Annotated in this window: 12 protein-coding genes; 4 read left to right on the forward strand and 8 right to left on the reverse strand. The window is 66.4% G+C overall.

All coding sequences use genetic code 11. The features are described from left to right. Positions 1–1,878, reverse strand: a 1,878-nt coding sequence (locus LQR33_RS09755) for a heavy metal translocating P-type ATPase (RefSeq protein WP_231468732.1), incomplete at its 3' end; no start/stop codon positions are given. A gap of 143 nt (positions 1,879–2,021) precedes the next feature. On the opposite strand from LQR33_RS09755, the gene LQR33_RS09760 reads away from it, so the two are divergent. After that, a complete protein-coding gene (locus LQR33_RS09760) occupies positions 2,022–3,020 on the forward strand; it encodes an NAD(P)H-quinone oxidoreductase (protein WP_221666355.1) in 999 nt (332 codons plus the stop codon). Positions 3,021–3,098: 78 nt separating this feature from the next. Here the strand turns inward: LQR33_RS09760 and purL are convergent, their stop codons facing one another. Then, complete coding sequence (purL, locus tag LQR33_RS09765) at positions 3,099–7,058, reverse strand: phosphoribosylformylglycinamidine synthase (RefSeq protein ID WP_166440793.1); 3,960 nt, start codon at positions 7,056–7,058, stop codon at positions 3,099–3,101. A 147-nt stretch (positions 7,059–7,205) separates the two neighbouring features. Here purL and LQR33_RS09770 point away from each other — a divergent pair, with 147 nt between their 5' ends. Further along, on the forward strand, positions 7,206–7,544 hold the full coding sequence (locus LQR33_RS09770) for a P-II family nitrogen regulator (protein ID WP_011135593.1): 339 nt from the start codon (positions 7,206–7,208) through the stop codon (positions 7,542–7,544). Between the two features lie 52 nt (positions 7,545–7,596). Here the strand turns inward: LQR33_RS09770 and LQR33_RS09775 are convergent, their stop codons facing one another. Then, positions 7,597–8,232 (reverse strand): LysE family translocator, encoded by a 636-nt coding sequence (locus LQR33_RS09775; RefSeq protein ID WP_231468734.1) that lies wholly within the window; start codon positions 8,230–8,232, stop codon positions 7,597–7,599. 130 nt (positions 8,233–8,362) lie between these two features. Here LQR33_RS09775 and LQR33_RS09780 point away from each other — a divergent pair, with 130 nt between their 5' ends. Continuing rightward, complete coding sequence (locus LQR33_RS09780) at positions 8,363–8,863, forward strand: YajQ family cyclic di-GMP-binding protein (protein WP_231468736.1); 501 nt, start codon at positions 8,363–8,365, stop codon at positions 8,861–8,863. A gap of 80 nt (positions 8,864–8,943) precedes the next feature. Here LQR33_RS09780 and dapA read toward each other — a convergent pair whose 3' ends face one another. The 3 genes from dapA to LQR33_RS09795 all read right to left on the reverse strand — a co-directional run bounded on the left by dapA (position 8,944) and on the right by LQR33_RS09795 (position 11,247). Next, the gene (gene dapA / locus LQR33_RS09785) at positions 8,944–9,846 is read right to left on the reverse strand and encodes a 4-hydroxy-tetrahydrodipicolinate synthase (RefSeq protein WP_231468738.1); all 903 of its coding nucleotides are present in this window, start codon (positions 9,844–9,846) and stop codon (positions 8,944–8,946) included. Positions 9,847–9,923: 77 nt separating this feature from the next. Continuing rightward, positions 9,924–10,310: a lysozyme inhibitor LprI family protein gene (locus tag LQR33_RS09790; RefSeq protein ID WP_166440788.1), complete on the reverse strand. Its 387-nt coding sequence runs from the start codon at positions 10,308–10,310 to the stop codon at positions 9,924–9,926. A gap of 79 nt (positions 10,311–10,389) precedes the next feature. Beyond that, entirely contained in the window at positions 10,390–11,247 is an 858-nt protein-coding gene (locus tag LQR33_RS09795) for a DMT family transporter (protein ID WP_231468740.1), read from the reverse strand. A gap of 287 nt (positions 11,248–11,534) precedes the next feature. On the opposite strand from LQR33_RS09795, the gene LQR33_RS09800 reads away from it, so the two are divergent. Next, on the forward strand, positions 11,535–12,611 hold the full coding sequence (locus tag LQR33_RS09800; protein WP_166440786.1) for an NAD(P)-dependent alcohol dehydrogenase: 1,077 nt from the start codon (positions 11,535–11,537) through the stop codon (positions 12,609–12,611). 18 nt (positions 12,612–12,629) lie between these two features. Here LQR33_RS09800 and LQR33_RS09805 read toward each other — a convergent pair whose 3' ends face one another. Further along, the gene (locus LQR33_RS09805; protein WP_161627494.1) at positions 12,630–12,980 is read right to left on the reverse strand and encodes a cupin domain-containing protein; all 351 of its coding nucleotides are present in this window, start codon (positions 12,978–12,980) and stop codon (positions 12,630–12,632) included. A gap of 197 nt (positions 12,981–13,177) precedes the next feature. Then, positions 13,178–14,368: a 2-methylaconitate cis-trans isomerase PrpF gene (gene prpF / locus LQR33_RS09810; protein WP_231468743.1), complete on the reverse strand. Its 1,191-nt coding sequence runs from the start codon at positions 14,366–14,368 to the stop codon at positions 13,178–13,180. Between the last annotated feature and the right edge of the window lie 3 nt (positions 14,369–14,371).

A 14,371-nucleotide genomic window follows, 5' to 3' on the forward strand; every position in this document is an offset into this window, starting at 1 on the left:
GGCCTGCACACCGTCGGCGTCGGCCAGCAGCACCTGGGTGCAATCCGGCAGCCATTCGGGGTCTTCGTCCACCTCGCGTCCCAGCCAGGCGGCGATGAAGGGCGCGGAACCCAGCCGCCACTCGCGGCCGTCGACGACGCCGGCCACGCCGCCGCCGGGGTGGTTGATCAGGCCCTCCGCCTGCGGCCTATCCGCCGGCGCGGCGGACAGGATGGCCTGGGCCAGCGGGTGCTCGGAGCCTTGTTCCAGCGCGGCGGCGACGGCCAGCGCGCGAGGCGTGTCCAGCGGTCCGCGGGTTTCCAGCAGCCGCATCTGGCCGTGGGTGAGGGTGCCGGTCTTGTCGAACACCACGTCGTCGGCCTTGGCCAGCGTTTCCAGCGCGTGGCCGCGGGTGGTCAGCACGCCCAGCGAGGCCAGGCGGCCGCTGGCGGCGGTGAGCGCGGCCGGGGTGGCCAGCGACAACGCGCAGGGGCAGGAGATCACCAGCACCGCCACCATGATCCACAGCGCCCGGTCCGGGTCTATGAAATGCCAGGCCAGGTAGCTGCCGGCGGCGGCCAGCAGCAGTAGCGCGACGAACCAGCTGGCGAAGCGGTCGGCCAGCACCGCCAGCCTGGGCTTCTCCGCCAGCGCCTGGTCCAGCAGCCGCACGATGCCGGCCAGCCGGGTGGCTTGGCCCGCCTGTTCCACGCGCAGCACCAGCGGGCTGGCGGTGTTGACGCTGCCGGCGATCACCAAGTCGCCCGGCGCTTTGGCGATGGGCCGGCTCTCGCCGGTGAGCAGCGACTCGTTGCTGGCGCTGCGGCCGTCCAGCACCACGCCGTCGGCGGGAATGGTCTCGCCGGGGCGGACCAGGATCACGTCGCCGGGGTTCAGGCCAGCAACCGTCGCTTCGCGGCTGTCCCGGCTCTGCGGCCAGCCGTCCAGCCGGTGGGCGAAGGCCGGCACCAGCTTGACCAGGCTTTCGCTGGCGGCGCCGGCTTTGCGGCGGGCGATGCTTTCCAGGTAGCGGCCGCCCAAGAGCAGGAACACGAACATCGACACCGAGTCGAAATAGATGCCGTGCTCCACCTTGTGGATCAGCGCCCAGAAACTGGCTACGAAAGCGGTGAGGATGCCGATGCTGACCGGCGTGTCCATGCCGACGCGGCCGGTTTTCAAATCGCGCCAAGTGTTGCGGTAGAAGGGCAGCGCCGAATACAGCAGCACCGGCAGCGTCAGGATGAAGCTGGACCAGTGCAGCAGCCACAGAAAGTCGGGCGCGATGTCGCCGTCCGGCGCCAGATAGACCGGCACCGCGTACATCATCACCTGCATCATCGACAGGCCGGCCACCCATAGCCGGGTCAGCGCCTGCTTGCGCTCCTTCTGCTGCAGCTTTTCCTGGCGGTCGGCGTCGTAGGGATGGGCGCGGTAGCCTATCGCCGCCACCGCCTCCAGGATGGCGGACAGCTGCGCGCGGCTATTGTCCCAGCGCACGCGGGCGCGCTGGGTGGTGTAGTTGATGTCCACCCCCAGCACGCCGGGCAGGCGGCGGATGTGCTGCTCGTTCAGCCAGATGCAGGCGGCGCAGGTGATGCCTTCCAATATCAGCGCGGCCTCGCGGACGTTTTCTGCCTCGACGCGGACAAAGCTGCGCTGCAGCTCCTCGCTGTCGTACAGCTTGATCTGTTCCAGGAGCGCCTGCGGCAGCGCTTCGGCGCGGGCCGCGCCCTCGGTGCGGTGCTTGTAGTAGTCGGACAGGCCGGATTCGATGATGGTGGACGCCACCGCCTGGCAGCCGGCGCAGCAGGCGGGCTCTTCGCGCTGGCGGTATAGGATGGGGAAGCTGGCGCCGGCGGGCACCGGCAAACCGCAATGGAAACAGTTCTCGCTCATGACGTAGGATTGTAATCAAAGCCGGCGCGCAATGCTTGATCCAGCGCATGGCAGTGTTTTTCAATGCGGATTATTTCCGCGCGGAGCTTGTGGCTGGGGCATCCGTCCGCATTTGTCGGATATCAATCAAGGGGGAAGGCCGAATGGACAAGATGTTGGCCATCGTGCAGCAGGCGCCGGGCGGCGTCGAAACGATGGAAATGGGGGAGTGGGACAAGCCGCGCGCCGCGCCCGGCAAATTGCTGGTGCGGGTGATGGCGGCCGGCGTCAACCGCGCCGACCTGATGCAGCGCGAGGGCCGCTATCCGCCGCCGCCGGGCGCCAGCCCGCTGATGGGGCTAGAGGTGGCCGGCGTCGTGGAAGAGGTGGGGGGCGATTCCGCCTTCCAGCCGGGCGACGCGGTGTTCGGCCTGGTGGACGGCGGCGGCTACGCCGAATACGTGCTGCTGGATGAGCCGCTGGCCATCGCCAAGCCGGATCAACTGTCCTGGGTGGAGGCGGCCAGCCTGCCGGAAGCCTGGATGACGGCGTGGTTCAACTTGGTGGTCAAGGCCGGCCTCAAGGCTGGCGAGCGAGCCTTGATCCATGCCGGCGCCAGTGGCGTCGGCGTCGCGGCGATCCAGTTGGCGCGTTTCCTGGGCGCGGAAGCCTTCGCCAGCGCCGGCAGCGCCGAGAAGCTGGCCTTTTGCCGCGAACTGGGCGCGAGCCAGGTGTTCAATTACCACGAAACACCGGCTTTCTCCGCGCGGGTGCGGGAGTGGGGCGGGGCCGACGCGGTGCTGGACCCGGTGGGCGCCAGCCATCTGGCGGAAAACCTGCAGGCGCTGAATCCGGATGGCCGGCTGGTCAACATCGGCCTGATGGGCGGCGTGAAGGCCGAGCTCGATTTTGGCCGACTGCTGATGAAGCGCATCAGCCTGATCGGCTCCACGCTGCGCCCGCAGCCGGTCAAGGTGAAGGCCGAGCTGGCCGCCGCGCTGCGCGACCTGATCCTGCCGGCCCTGCTGGAAGGCAGGGCGCGCGTGGTGGTGGACAGCAGCTATCCATGGACCCAGGTGCGGGACGCGCACGCTTACGTCGCCGACAACCGCAACCTGGGCAAGGTGGTGCTGACGCTGTTTCCGGTGATGGCCGGCGGCTAAGCGGTTTTTGGTCGCGCGCATGAAAAAACGGAAGCCCGAGGGCTTCCGTTTGTTTTGCGTCGTGTTTGGGCTTGGAGATCAACCCACCCAGCGGCGGGCAGACGCGAACATCCGGTACCAGCCGCCGTTCTCGCCCCATTCCGCCGGATGCCAGCTGTTTTGCACGGCGCGGAACACGCGCTCCGGGTGCGGCATCATGATGGTGAAGCGGCCGTCCGCCGTGGTGACGCCGGTGATGCCCGCGGGCGAGCCGTTGGGGTTCAGCGGATAGGTCTCGGTGGCGCGGCCGTCGAAGTCGATGTAGCGCAGCGCGGCCAGCGCCTGGTCTTGCGCGCCCGGCGCGAACACCGCGCGGCCTTCGCCGTGGCTGACCACCACCGGCAGGCGGCTGCCCACCATGTCGGCCAGGAAGATGGACGGCGACGCGGTGACTTCCACCATCGCGAATCGCGCCTCGAACTGTTCCGACGCGTTGCGGTGGAACTTCGGCCAGTGCTCGGCGCCCGGGATGATGGACGACAGGTTGGACATCATCTGGCAGCCGTTGCACACGCCCAGCGCGAAGGTGTCGCCGCGGCTGAAGAAGGCTTCGAACTGCTCGCGGGCGCGCGGGTTGAACAGGATGCTCTTGGCCCAGCCTTCGCCGGCGCCCAGCACGTCGCCGTAGCTGAAGCCGCCGCAGGCGGCGAGGCCCTTGAAGTCGGCCAGCTGCACGCGGCCGGCGATGATGTCGCTCATGTGCACGTCCACCGCGTCGAAGCCGGCGCGGTCGAACGCCGCGGCCATCTCCAGCTGGCCGTTGACGCCCTGCTCGCGCAGGATGGCCATGCGCGGACGCTTGCCGGTGCCGATGTAGGGCGCGGCCGGGTCGCCGTGCACGTCGAAGGACAGCTGGGCGAACAGACCGCGCGGCTTGGCGTGGCTGCGCAGCAGCTGCTCGCTGTCAGCGCAGGCCGGGTTGTCGCGCAGGCGCTGCATGCGGGCGCTGGTTTCGGACCAGGCGCAGAACAGCTCGCTGCGGCTTTCGCTGAACAGGTCCTTGCCCTTGTGCTTGATCACCAGGCGGTCGTGGCTGTTGGTGCGGCCGATGACGAACAGCTCGCGGCCGATGCCGGCCTTCATGAAGCGGGAGATCACTTCCGGCGTGTCGGCCTTCTTCACCTGCAGCACCGCGCCCAGCTCCTCGTTGAACAGCACGCGCATGATGCGGCCATGGGTGGCGGCTTCCAGCGTGGGCTGCACGTAGTCGTCGATGATGCGCTGGGTGTTCTGGCGCTCGATCACCAGCTCTTGCAGATCGATGCTGGCGCCGACGTGGCCGGCGAACATCATTTCCGCCAGCGCGGCGAACAGGCCGCCGTCGGAGCGGTCGTGGTAGGCCAGCAGCTTGTCGTCGCGCAACAGCGACTGCACCACGCCGAAGAAGGCGCCCAGCTGCAGCGGGCTTTCCACGTCCGGCGCGCGGCCCTTCATGTCTTTCCACACCTGGCCGTAGATCGAGCCGCCCAGGCGGCAGCGGCCGTAGCCGAGGTCGATCAGGATCAGGTCGCTATCCTTGATGTCCTTCAGGTCCGGGGTGACGGTCTTGCGCACGTCGTCCACCGGCGAGAAAGCGGAAATCACCACCGACAGCGGGGCGGTGACGGCTTTTTGCTCGCCGTCTTCCTGCCACACCGTCTTCATCGACAGCGAATCCTTGCCCACCGGAATGCTGACGCCCAGGCTCTGGCTCAGCTCGGAGACGGCCTGCACGGTGCGGTACAGATTGGCGTCCTCTCCCGGGTGGCCGGCCGGGGCCATCCAGTTGGCGGACAGCTTGACGTTGCCCAGATGGCCGACGAAGGCGGCGGCGATATTGGTCAGCGCCTCGCCGATGGCCATGCGGCCGGAGGCCGGGCCGTCGAACAGCGCGGCCGGCGTGCGTTCGCCCATCGCCATCGCTTCGCCGCGATAGGTGTTGAAGCCCATGGTGGTGACGGCCACGTCGGCCACCGGCACCTGCCAGCGGCCCACCATCTGGTCGCGCGCGGTCATGCCGCCGACGGTGCGGTCGCCGATGGTGATCAGGAAGGACTTGTCGGCCACGGTCGGGTGGCGTAGCACGCGGTAGGCGGTTTCGCGCAGCGGGTACTTGGACGCGTCGAAGGTTTGCAGCGCGGTTTCCAGCGTCTTGGCGTCGCGGGTCACCCGCGGCGGCTTGCCCAGCAGCACTTCCAGCGGCATGTCTACCGGATTGTTGCCGAAGTGGTCGTCGCGCACCTGCAGATGGCCATCATCGGTGGCCACGCCCAGCACCGCGAATGGGCAGCGCTCGCGCTCGCACAGCGCGGTGAAGCGGTCCAGGTCCTCGGGCAGGATGGCCATCACGTAGCGCTCCTGCGCCTCGTTGGACCAGATCTGCATCGGGGTCATGCCCTTTTCTTCCAGGTGCACCTTGCGCAGATGGAAGATGGCGCCGCGGCCGGCGTCGTTGACCAGTTCTGGGAAGGCGTTGGACAGACCGCCGGCGCCCACGTCGTGGATGGAGACGATGGGGTTGGCTTCGCCCAGCTGCCAGCAGCGGTCGATCACTTCCTGGCAGCGGCGCTCGATTTCCGGGTTGCCGCGCTGCACCGAGTCGAAGTCCAGGTTTTCGCTGTTGGCGCCGGTGTCCATCGACGAGGCCGCGCCGCCGCCCAGGCCGATCAGTAGGCCGGGGCCGCCCAACTGGATCAGCAGCGCGCCTTCCGGGATTTCATTCTTGTGGATCTGCTGCTGTTGGATGCTGCCCAGGCCGCCAGCCAACATGATGGGCTTGTGATAGCCGCGCATCTCGCCGTTGAATTCTTCCTCGAAGGCGCGGAAATAACCGGTAAGGTTGGGGCGGCCGAATTCGTTGTTGAACGCCGCGCCGCCGATCGGGCCTTCCAGCATGATCTGCAGCGCCGAGGCGATGCGGCCCGGCTTGCCGTACTCGGACTGATCGTCACGGTAGGCCTCCCACGGCTGCTTGAAGCCGGGGATGTTCAGGTTGGATACGGTAAAGCCAGTGAGGCCGGCCTTGGGGCGGGAGCCGCGGCCGGTGGCGCCTTCGTCGCGGATTTCGCCGCCGTTGCCGGTGGACGCGCCGGCGAAGGGCGAGATCGCCGTCGGGTGGTTGTGGGTTTCCACCTTCATCAGGATGTCGGTGGGTTCGCTGGTGTACGCGTACTGGTGGCTGCCCGGCTGCGGGTAGAAGCGCTCGATGAAGGCGCCCTCGATCACCGAGGCGTTGTCCTTATACGCCACCAGCGTGCCCTGCGGGTTGGCGTCGTGGGTGTCGCGGATCATGCGGAACAGCGATTTGCCTTGCTCGACGCCGTCGATGATGAACTGGGCGTTGAAGATCTTGTGGCGGCAGTGCTCGGAGTTGGCCTGCGCGAACATCATCAGCTCGACGTCGCTGGGATTGCGCTTCAACTTGATGAAGTTCTCGACCAGGTATTCCACTTCGTCGTCGGACAGCGCGAGGCCCAACTGGACATTGGCCGCCTCCAGCGCAGCGCGGCCGCCGGCGAGGATGTCCACGCTGGCCATCGGCTGCGGGTCGATATGGGTGAACAGCTTTTCCGCGTCGTCCAGCGAGGACAGAACGGTTTCCGTCATCCTATCGTGCAAGAGGCTCGCCAGGGTATGGCGAGCCTCTTCACTTAAAGATTTAGCGGCGGACTTGATTCGGAAAGCGGTGCCGCGTTCGATCCGCCGGATATTCGGCAATCCGCAATGCCGGGCGATGTCGGTTGCCTTTGACGCCCATGGCGACAGGGTGCCGATTCGCGGCGTAACCAGGAACAGTTCGCCTTCGGGTTCGGTGCTCAGCGGCGCTTCGCCGTAGCTGAGCAGCTGGCCCAGCACGCCGATTTCCTCCAGCGAGAGCTCGCCGTCGCTTTCCGCAAAATGCCAGTGCTCAGCCGTCAGGAAGATATCCTTCAGGCCGGCATCGGCCGCTGCCGCCTGCAGTTTTTCGAGACGAAACGGTGACAGGGCAACGCCACCGCGCAGCTTGGTAATGTAAGACATTAGACACCCGCGACAAGTACCAGGAAAGGGCGTCATAATACAGCAAAACATCGCTGCATTTAAGGCGTCAACGGAAGATACCGCCGCCGCGCGGCATTTTTTGCTTTTTACTCTAATGTCATTGGTTTTATTCGGGAGCATTGCGCAATGAAAAAGGTCGAAGCCATCATCAAGCCGTTCAAGCTGGACGAGGTGCGCGAGGCCTTGTCGGAGATCGGCATCAACGGCCTGACCGTGTCCGAGGTCAAGGGTTTCGGACGGCAGAAAGGCCACACCGAGCTGTACCGCGGCGCCGAGTACGTGGTGGACTTTCTGCCAAAGGTGAAGATAGAGGTGGTGCTGCCGGACGATCTGGTGGAGCGGGCGATCGAAACCATCGTCGAAACCGCGCGCACCGGCAAGATCGGCGATGGCAAGATCTTCGTGGTGCCGGTGGAGCAGGTGGTGCGCATCCGCACCGGCGAAACCAACGAGCAGGCGATCTGACCCGCTCGGAATGAATGGCGAAAGGCGGCCTGGGGCCGCCTTTTTTGCGCGCTCAGCGCGCCAGGATCAGGCGCAGGCCCAGCCCGATGAAGACAGCGCCGGCGATGCGGTCCAGCCACTGGCTGGCCTTGCGGCTCTTGGCCAGCCATTGGCCGACATGGCCGGAAAAATAGCCGAGCGCGCCGAAGATCAGCGCGCCCTGCAGCGTGAACAGCGCGCCGAGGATGGCGGTCTGCAGGCCGACAGGCCCCTGCGCCGGGTTGATGAACTGCGGTAGGAAGGCGAGGAAGAACAGCACCACCTTGGGATTGATCGCGTTGGCGATCAGGCCGCGGCGGAAGGTGGCGCCCAGCGAGCCCTGCGGGCCGCCGGCCTGGGCATCGGCGTCGAAGCTGGTGCCGGAGCTGCGGATGGCGCCCCAGCCCAGGTAGACCAGATAGGCGCCGCCGGCGATCTTGAGGGCGGAGAAGGCGAGCGGCGAGGCGGCGATCAGCGCGCTGACGCCCAGCGCCGCCAGCAAGGTATGGTTCAGGCAGCCCAGCGCGCAGCCCAGGCCGAAGGCCATGCCCTGGCGGCGGCCGCGGGAAATGCCCTGGCTCAGCACCATCAGGTTGTCGGGGCCGGGGGTGACGGTGATCAGCATGGCGGCGGCGAGGAAAGCGGCCAGTTGCGGCAGGGTGACGAGCATGGCGGATTTTCGGGATTGGTTTGACTGTCGTCGATAAAACCATTTCCGGAGGGCCTTGGCAATGGCATGACGGGTGACAAGCGGCAACGCCGCTACTAGAATGCGGCAGGTTATTAGCGAGGATCGTTTTATGCCGTCTTTTGATGTCGTTTCCGAAGTAAACAGGGTGGAAGTGCGCAACGCGCTGGACCAGGCCAACAAGGAAGTGTCCACCCGTTACGATTTCAAGGGCAGCGACGCCCGCATCGAATTCAACGACAAGGAAGTGACGCTGTTCGCCGATACCGAATTCCAGCTGGACCAGGTCAATGAAATCATGGTGGCCAAGCTGGCTAAGCGCAGCGTCGACGTGCGCAGCCTGGACTACGGCAAGCTGGAAAAAGTGTCCGGCAACAAGGTGAAGAAGGTGCTGAAGATCAAGGAAGGCCTGGACAGCGACCTGGCGAAGAAGATCGTCAAGCTGCTGAAGGATTCCAAGATGAAGGTGCAGGCCAGCATCCAGGGCGAGGCGGTGCGCGTGTCCGGCGCCAAGCGCGATGTGCTGCAGGACGCCATCGCGCTGCTGAAGCAGGACATCGCTGCCGATTTGGAAAACGGCGCGCCGCTGCAGTTCAACAACTTCCGCGACTGATTCCCGCCGCGAGGCGCGTCAGTCACGCAAAAAGGAGACCCTCGGGTCTCCTTTTTCATTGCCTGCGGCTGGGCAGGTTCTCAGCGCTGGCCGGCGCGCCAGGCTTGCAGCCCGCTCCACACCTCGGCGGCCCGCGCTTCCACGCCTGCCGGCGCGGCCGGCAGCGGCAGCCGGCATTCGCCGACGGCCAGGCCCTGGCTGCGCAGCATCGCCTTCACCGACATCGAGTACACCGAATCGTCGGTATTCGAGTAGGCGTAGGACGGCAGCAGCGCGGCGTTGATCTCGCGGGCGCGGCGCGCGTCGCCCTGTTCGACGGCGGCGATCATCGCGGCGAACTCCGGCGCGGTCCAGTGGGTGGAGGTGCCCACCACGCCGACCGCGCCGACGGCCAGCAGGGGCAGGGTCAGCGCGTCGTCGCCGGAATACAGCTCGAAATGGTCGCCGGCTTCGGCCACCAGCCGCGCGGCGGCGGCGGGGTCGCCGGTGGCGTCCTTGAAGGCGACGATATTGTCCACCTCCCGGAATAGCCGCAGCAGCACGTCGTGGGCGATGCGGCGGCCGGTGCGGCCGGGCACGTCGTACAGCATCACCGGCAGCCGGGTGGCGGTGGCCAACGCGCGGAAATGCGCCTCGATGCCGGCCTGCGGCGGGCGGTTGTAATACGGCGAAACCAGGAACACGCCGGCGGCGCCGGCCGCCTCGGCCTTGGCGGTCATTTCCAGCGCGTGGCGGGTGTCGTTGCTGCCGGTGCCTGCCAGCACCGGGATGGACACCGCCTCGCTGACCGCGCGGATCAGGTCGAAGCGTTCGGCGTCATTGAGCGTCGGCGCCTCGCCTGTGGTGGCGGCGAGCACTAGGCCGTCGCTGCCGCTGGCTGCCAGATGGCGCGCCAGCGTACAGGCCATGTCGAGGTTCAGCCGGCCATCGCTGTCGAACGGCGTCACCATCGCCGTCAGCACCTTGCCCCAGTGTTTTGCCATGTCAGCCCCTTTTTATTTTTGCGTGAAGACAGGGCGGGATGATACTCCTCGGTTCAGGGAGGGGAAACCCGGGCGGATCACCAAAGCTTGGGGTCCAGCTCCTTGAGGCGCTGCTCGGTGCGCTCGATCTTGCAGTCGAGGAAGACGGCGTTGCGGATGCTGCCGTCGATGTAGATCTGGTACTTGGCGTTGCAGTCGGCGTCGCGGAAGGCTATCCACTTGCGCTGGGCCTGGACCAGCATCGCGGACGGCTTGTCCTTGGCGCCGCTCTGGGCTTCGTCGGCGCGCAGCTTTTTCAGCAGCTCGCGATAGCGCTCGTTGAGCGCCTTGTCGCGGCCGTCGAACTGCTTCTGCTTGCAGTCGTTGATTTCCAGGGTGTTGTTGGCGTTCTGGCAGGGATCGTCTTCGGCCAGGGCGGCATGGCTGGCGAACAGCGCCAGCAGGGCGAACAGGCAGGGCTTCATCGCGCACTCCTTGTGAGGGGAAACAGCGTGCGATTATAGCCCCGCCCCGCAAGGGCGTTGCGGCTACCGGTACCGCAGTTCAGGCCCGCAGCCAGCCGGGCAGCAGCCGTTCCGCCGGCAGGGTGCCGAGTGCCGCGCCGCCGACGATCATGGCGATGGCCAGCGCGGAGCCGCCATTGAGCGCGGCTTGGCCGGAGGCGACCAGCATCAGCGTGGACAGCAGGGGAGTGGCGTTGCCCAGCGCGCCTATCTGCCGCGGATCGCCCAATTGCATCGCGCGGTTCCAGCACAGGAAGGCCGCGCCCATCGGCAGCAGGCCCAGCACGGCGATCATCAGCCACTGGATGGTCGACGGGTGGGCGGCGGGCTCGGTGGCGAAGTGCAGCGCCAGCGCCAGCAGGCCGGAGGCGAGGCAGTAGCCGCCGACGGCGTTGTCGGAGGTGGCGGGCAGGCGGCGGGTGAACAGGCTGTAGGTGGCCCATACCACGGCTGCGCCCAGGGCCATCAGATAGCCGGGCAGCGCGGACATCGACAGCGACAGCTTGCCGCCGGTAACGATCAGCGCCGCGCCGGCGAAGCCGATCAGGCTGCCCAGGATGTGGTTGGCGCCCAGCCGGGTGCCAGGCACCAGCAACGGCGACAGCAGCACCATCAGCAGCGGCCAGACGTAGCTGAGCACGGTGGCGTCCATCACCGGCGCAAGCCGGTAGGCGTTGAACAGGAAAAAGTAGAAGCCGAAGATGCCGTAAACACCGTTGGCGAAGTTCTTGGGGGGCACCTTCCAGTCGGCGAGGCGGTGCACGGTCAGCAGGCTGCCCAGGATCAGGCCGATGCCGGCGACGAAGAAAGGCGGCAAGGTGTGGGTGAGGGCGCTGAGGGTGGCGACGGACGCCCACATGGCGATCGCGGCGAGCGCGTACAGCATCGCTTGATTCATCGATGTCTCTCGTATTTGTTTTATGTGGAGATATTTTAAGTGGAACGGTGAAGTGTAAACCAGTTGTTACATCAAAAGGCATCGTTTTCAGCCATCTGTGACGGCGCGCCGACATGGCCGCAGGGCAACAAGGCGTTTGATCCAAATCACGAGTCCATGTTTTGGACTGATCGGGCAGTTGTCCGCGCCGCTGGTTTACGGCCTAGTGTTAAAGATGCGTTTCGTTTCCATCCTGGAGCCGGCAGCGGTCATGGCCGGGCGGGCTCCGCCACGACAGGAGGCAAGCCATGAGCAGCATGAAGGCAACAGTATTCGTCGCGCCCGGCAAGATAGAGCTTAGAGAGAAGCCGATTCCAGCGGTCGGTCCCGGCGACGCGCTGGTGCGGATCACCACCACCACCATTTGCGGCACCGACGTGCACATTCTCAAGGGCGAGTATCCGGTGGCGTCCGGCCTGACCATAGGCCACGAGCCGGTGGGCGTGATTGAGAAACTGGGCGCGGACGTCAAGGGCTATCGGGAGGGACAGCGGGTGATCGCCGGCGCGATCTGTCCCAGCTTCACCTCCTACGGTTGTCAGGACGGCCACCCGGCGCAGGACGGCGGCTGCGAATGCCACGGCTACAAACCCATGGGCGGCTGGCGCTTCGGCAATACCATAGACGGCACCCAGGCCGAGTACGTGCTGGTGCCGGATGCCCAGGCCAATCTGGCGCCGATTCCGGACGGGCTCAGCGACGAACAGGTGCTGATGTGTCCCGACATCATGTCCACCGGCTTTTCCGGCGCGGAGGCGGCCAACATCAAGATCGGCGACGTGGTGGCGGTGTTCGCGCAGGGGCCGATAGGCTTGTGCGCGGTGGCGGGCGCGCGTCTGCGCGGCGCGTCGTGCATCATCGCGGTGGACGGGATCGACGACCGGCTGGCGATTTCGCGGCGGCTGGGCGCCGATGTCACGCTCAACTTCAGGCAGGTGGATGTGATCGCGGAGATCATGAAGCTGACTGGCGGCCGCGGCGTCGATTCGGCCATCGAGGCGCTGGGCACCCAGGGCACGTTCGAATCCGCGCTGCGGATATTGAAGCCGGGCGGCACATTGTCCAGCCTGGGCGTGTATTCGAGCGATCTGAGGATTCCGCTGGACGCCTTCAACGCCGGCCTGGGCGACAAGAAGATCGTGTCTTCGCTATGCCCGGGCGGCAAGGAGCGGATGCGGCGGCTGATGAATGTGCTGGAGAGCGACCGGCTGGACCTGTCGCCGCTGGTTACCCACCGCTACAAGCTGGACCAGATCGTCGAAGCCTACGACCTGTTCTCCCACCAGCGCGACGGCGTGCTGAAGGTGGCGATCCAGCCTTTCTAGCCCGCTCTGACGGCCGGATCAGCCAGCCTGATCCGGCTCCATCAGCTCCACGCCATCGCTTTCCGACAGCGTCAGATAAACGGCGGATTGCAAAGCTTCCACCGCGTGCGGGACATGGGCGTCGATGAACAGGTGGTCGCCCTTGTTCAGCACATGTTCCCCCACTTTGAGCCGGCCGGCGGTGACGAAAACCTGTTCGGTGCCCGGGTGTTGGTGCAGCGGCAGCTTCGCGCCCTTGGCCAGTTTCAGCAATGCCGAACCGCCGCCGTCCGGATTGCGGCGCAGCCAGGTGAAGTCCACGCCAGGAAAGGGCGTGGGGCTCCAGTGCCAATCGGTGGAGGAGGTCAGTATCGGGGCGGGGGTGCTCATGGCTGCGGGTTCCGTTTGGTGTTCGATCAGGCCTGCGCGGATGGCAATGATTTTGGGATGCTCGTCGGTATCGCGCTGGCTGATTGTCATTATCCCACGAAATCTGGCGAGAAACTGCCGGCAATATCGCCATCTGGAGGTGAAAACGGGGATGCCTTGCGCATCCCCGCTATTTTTTCGACGGCGCGGACGGTTTGTTAGAATGCGTCGCCCGGCACCCGCACCCAGCCTTCCATCAGCACGCGGGCGCTGCGGCTCATGATGGCTTTGGTCACCACCCACTCGCCGCGCTCCTCACGGGCTTGCGCGCCCACCCTCAGCGTGCCGGACGGGTGGCCGAAGCGCACCGCCTGGCGCTTGCCGCCGCCGGCGGCCAGGTTGACCAGCGTGCCGGGAATGGCGGCGGCGGTGCCGATCGCCACCGCCGCCGTGCCCATCATCGCGTGGTGCAGTTTGCCCATCGACATCGCCCGCGCCAGCACGTCGATGTCAGACGCCTTCACCGGCTTGCCGCTGGAGGCGAAGTAGTCGGCCGGCGGCGCGACGAAGGCGATCTTGGGCGTGTGCTGCCGAGTGGCGATTTCGTCCAGGCTCTTGATCAGCCCCATTCTCAGCGCGCCGTGGGCGCGGATGGTTTCGAAGCGCGCCAGCGCCGCCGGGTCGGAGTTGATCGCGTCCTGCAGCTCGGTGCCGGCATAGCCGATGTCGGCGGCGTTGACGAAGATGGTGGGGATGCCGGCATTGATCAGCGTGGCCGGGAAGGCGCCGACGCCGGGCACTTCCAGCGTGTCGACCAGCTTGCCGGTGGGAAACATCGTGCCGCCATCGCCGTCGCCTTCGTCGGCCGGGTCCAGAAATTCCAGCTGCACTTCGGCGGCGGGGAAGGTGACGCCGTCCAGTTCGAAATCGCCGGTTTCCTGCGGCTGGCCATGGGTGACCGGCACGTGGGCGATGATGGTCTTGCCGATATTGGCCTGCCAGATGCGCACGGTGCAGATGCCGTTGTCCGGCACGCGCGCCGGGTCGATCAGGCCGCCGGCGATGGCGAACGGGCCGACGGCGGCGGACAGGTTGCCGCAGTTGCCGGTCCAGTCGACGAAGGCCTTGTCTATCGCCACCTGGCCGAACAAGTAGTCGACATCGTGATCCGGCCGCGCGGATTTGGCGACGATGACGGTCTTGCTGGTGCTGGACGTCGCGCCGCCCATGCCGTCTATCTGCTTGCCGTACGGGTCCGGGCTGCCGATCACGCGCAGCAGCAGTTTGTCTCGGGCTGCGCCGGGTTGGCGGGCGGCTTCCGGCAGGTCCTGCAGCCGGAAGAACACGCCTTTGCTGGTGCCGCCGCGCATATAGGTGGCGGGGATTCGGATCTGGGCCGGGTGAGCCATGCT

This window comes from Chromobacterium piscinae (assembly GCF_021129175.1).
Taxonomy (GTDB): Bacteria; Pseudomonadota; Gammaproteobacteria; order Burkholderiales; family Chromobacteriaceae; genus Chromobacterium; species Chromobacterium piscinae.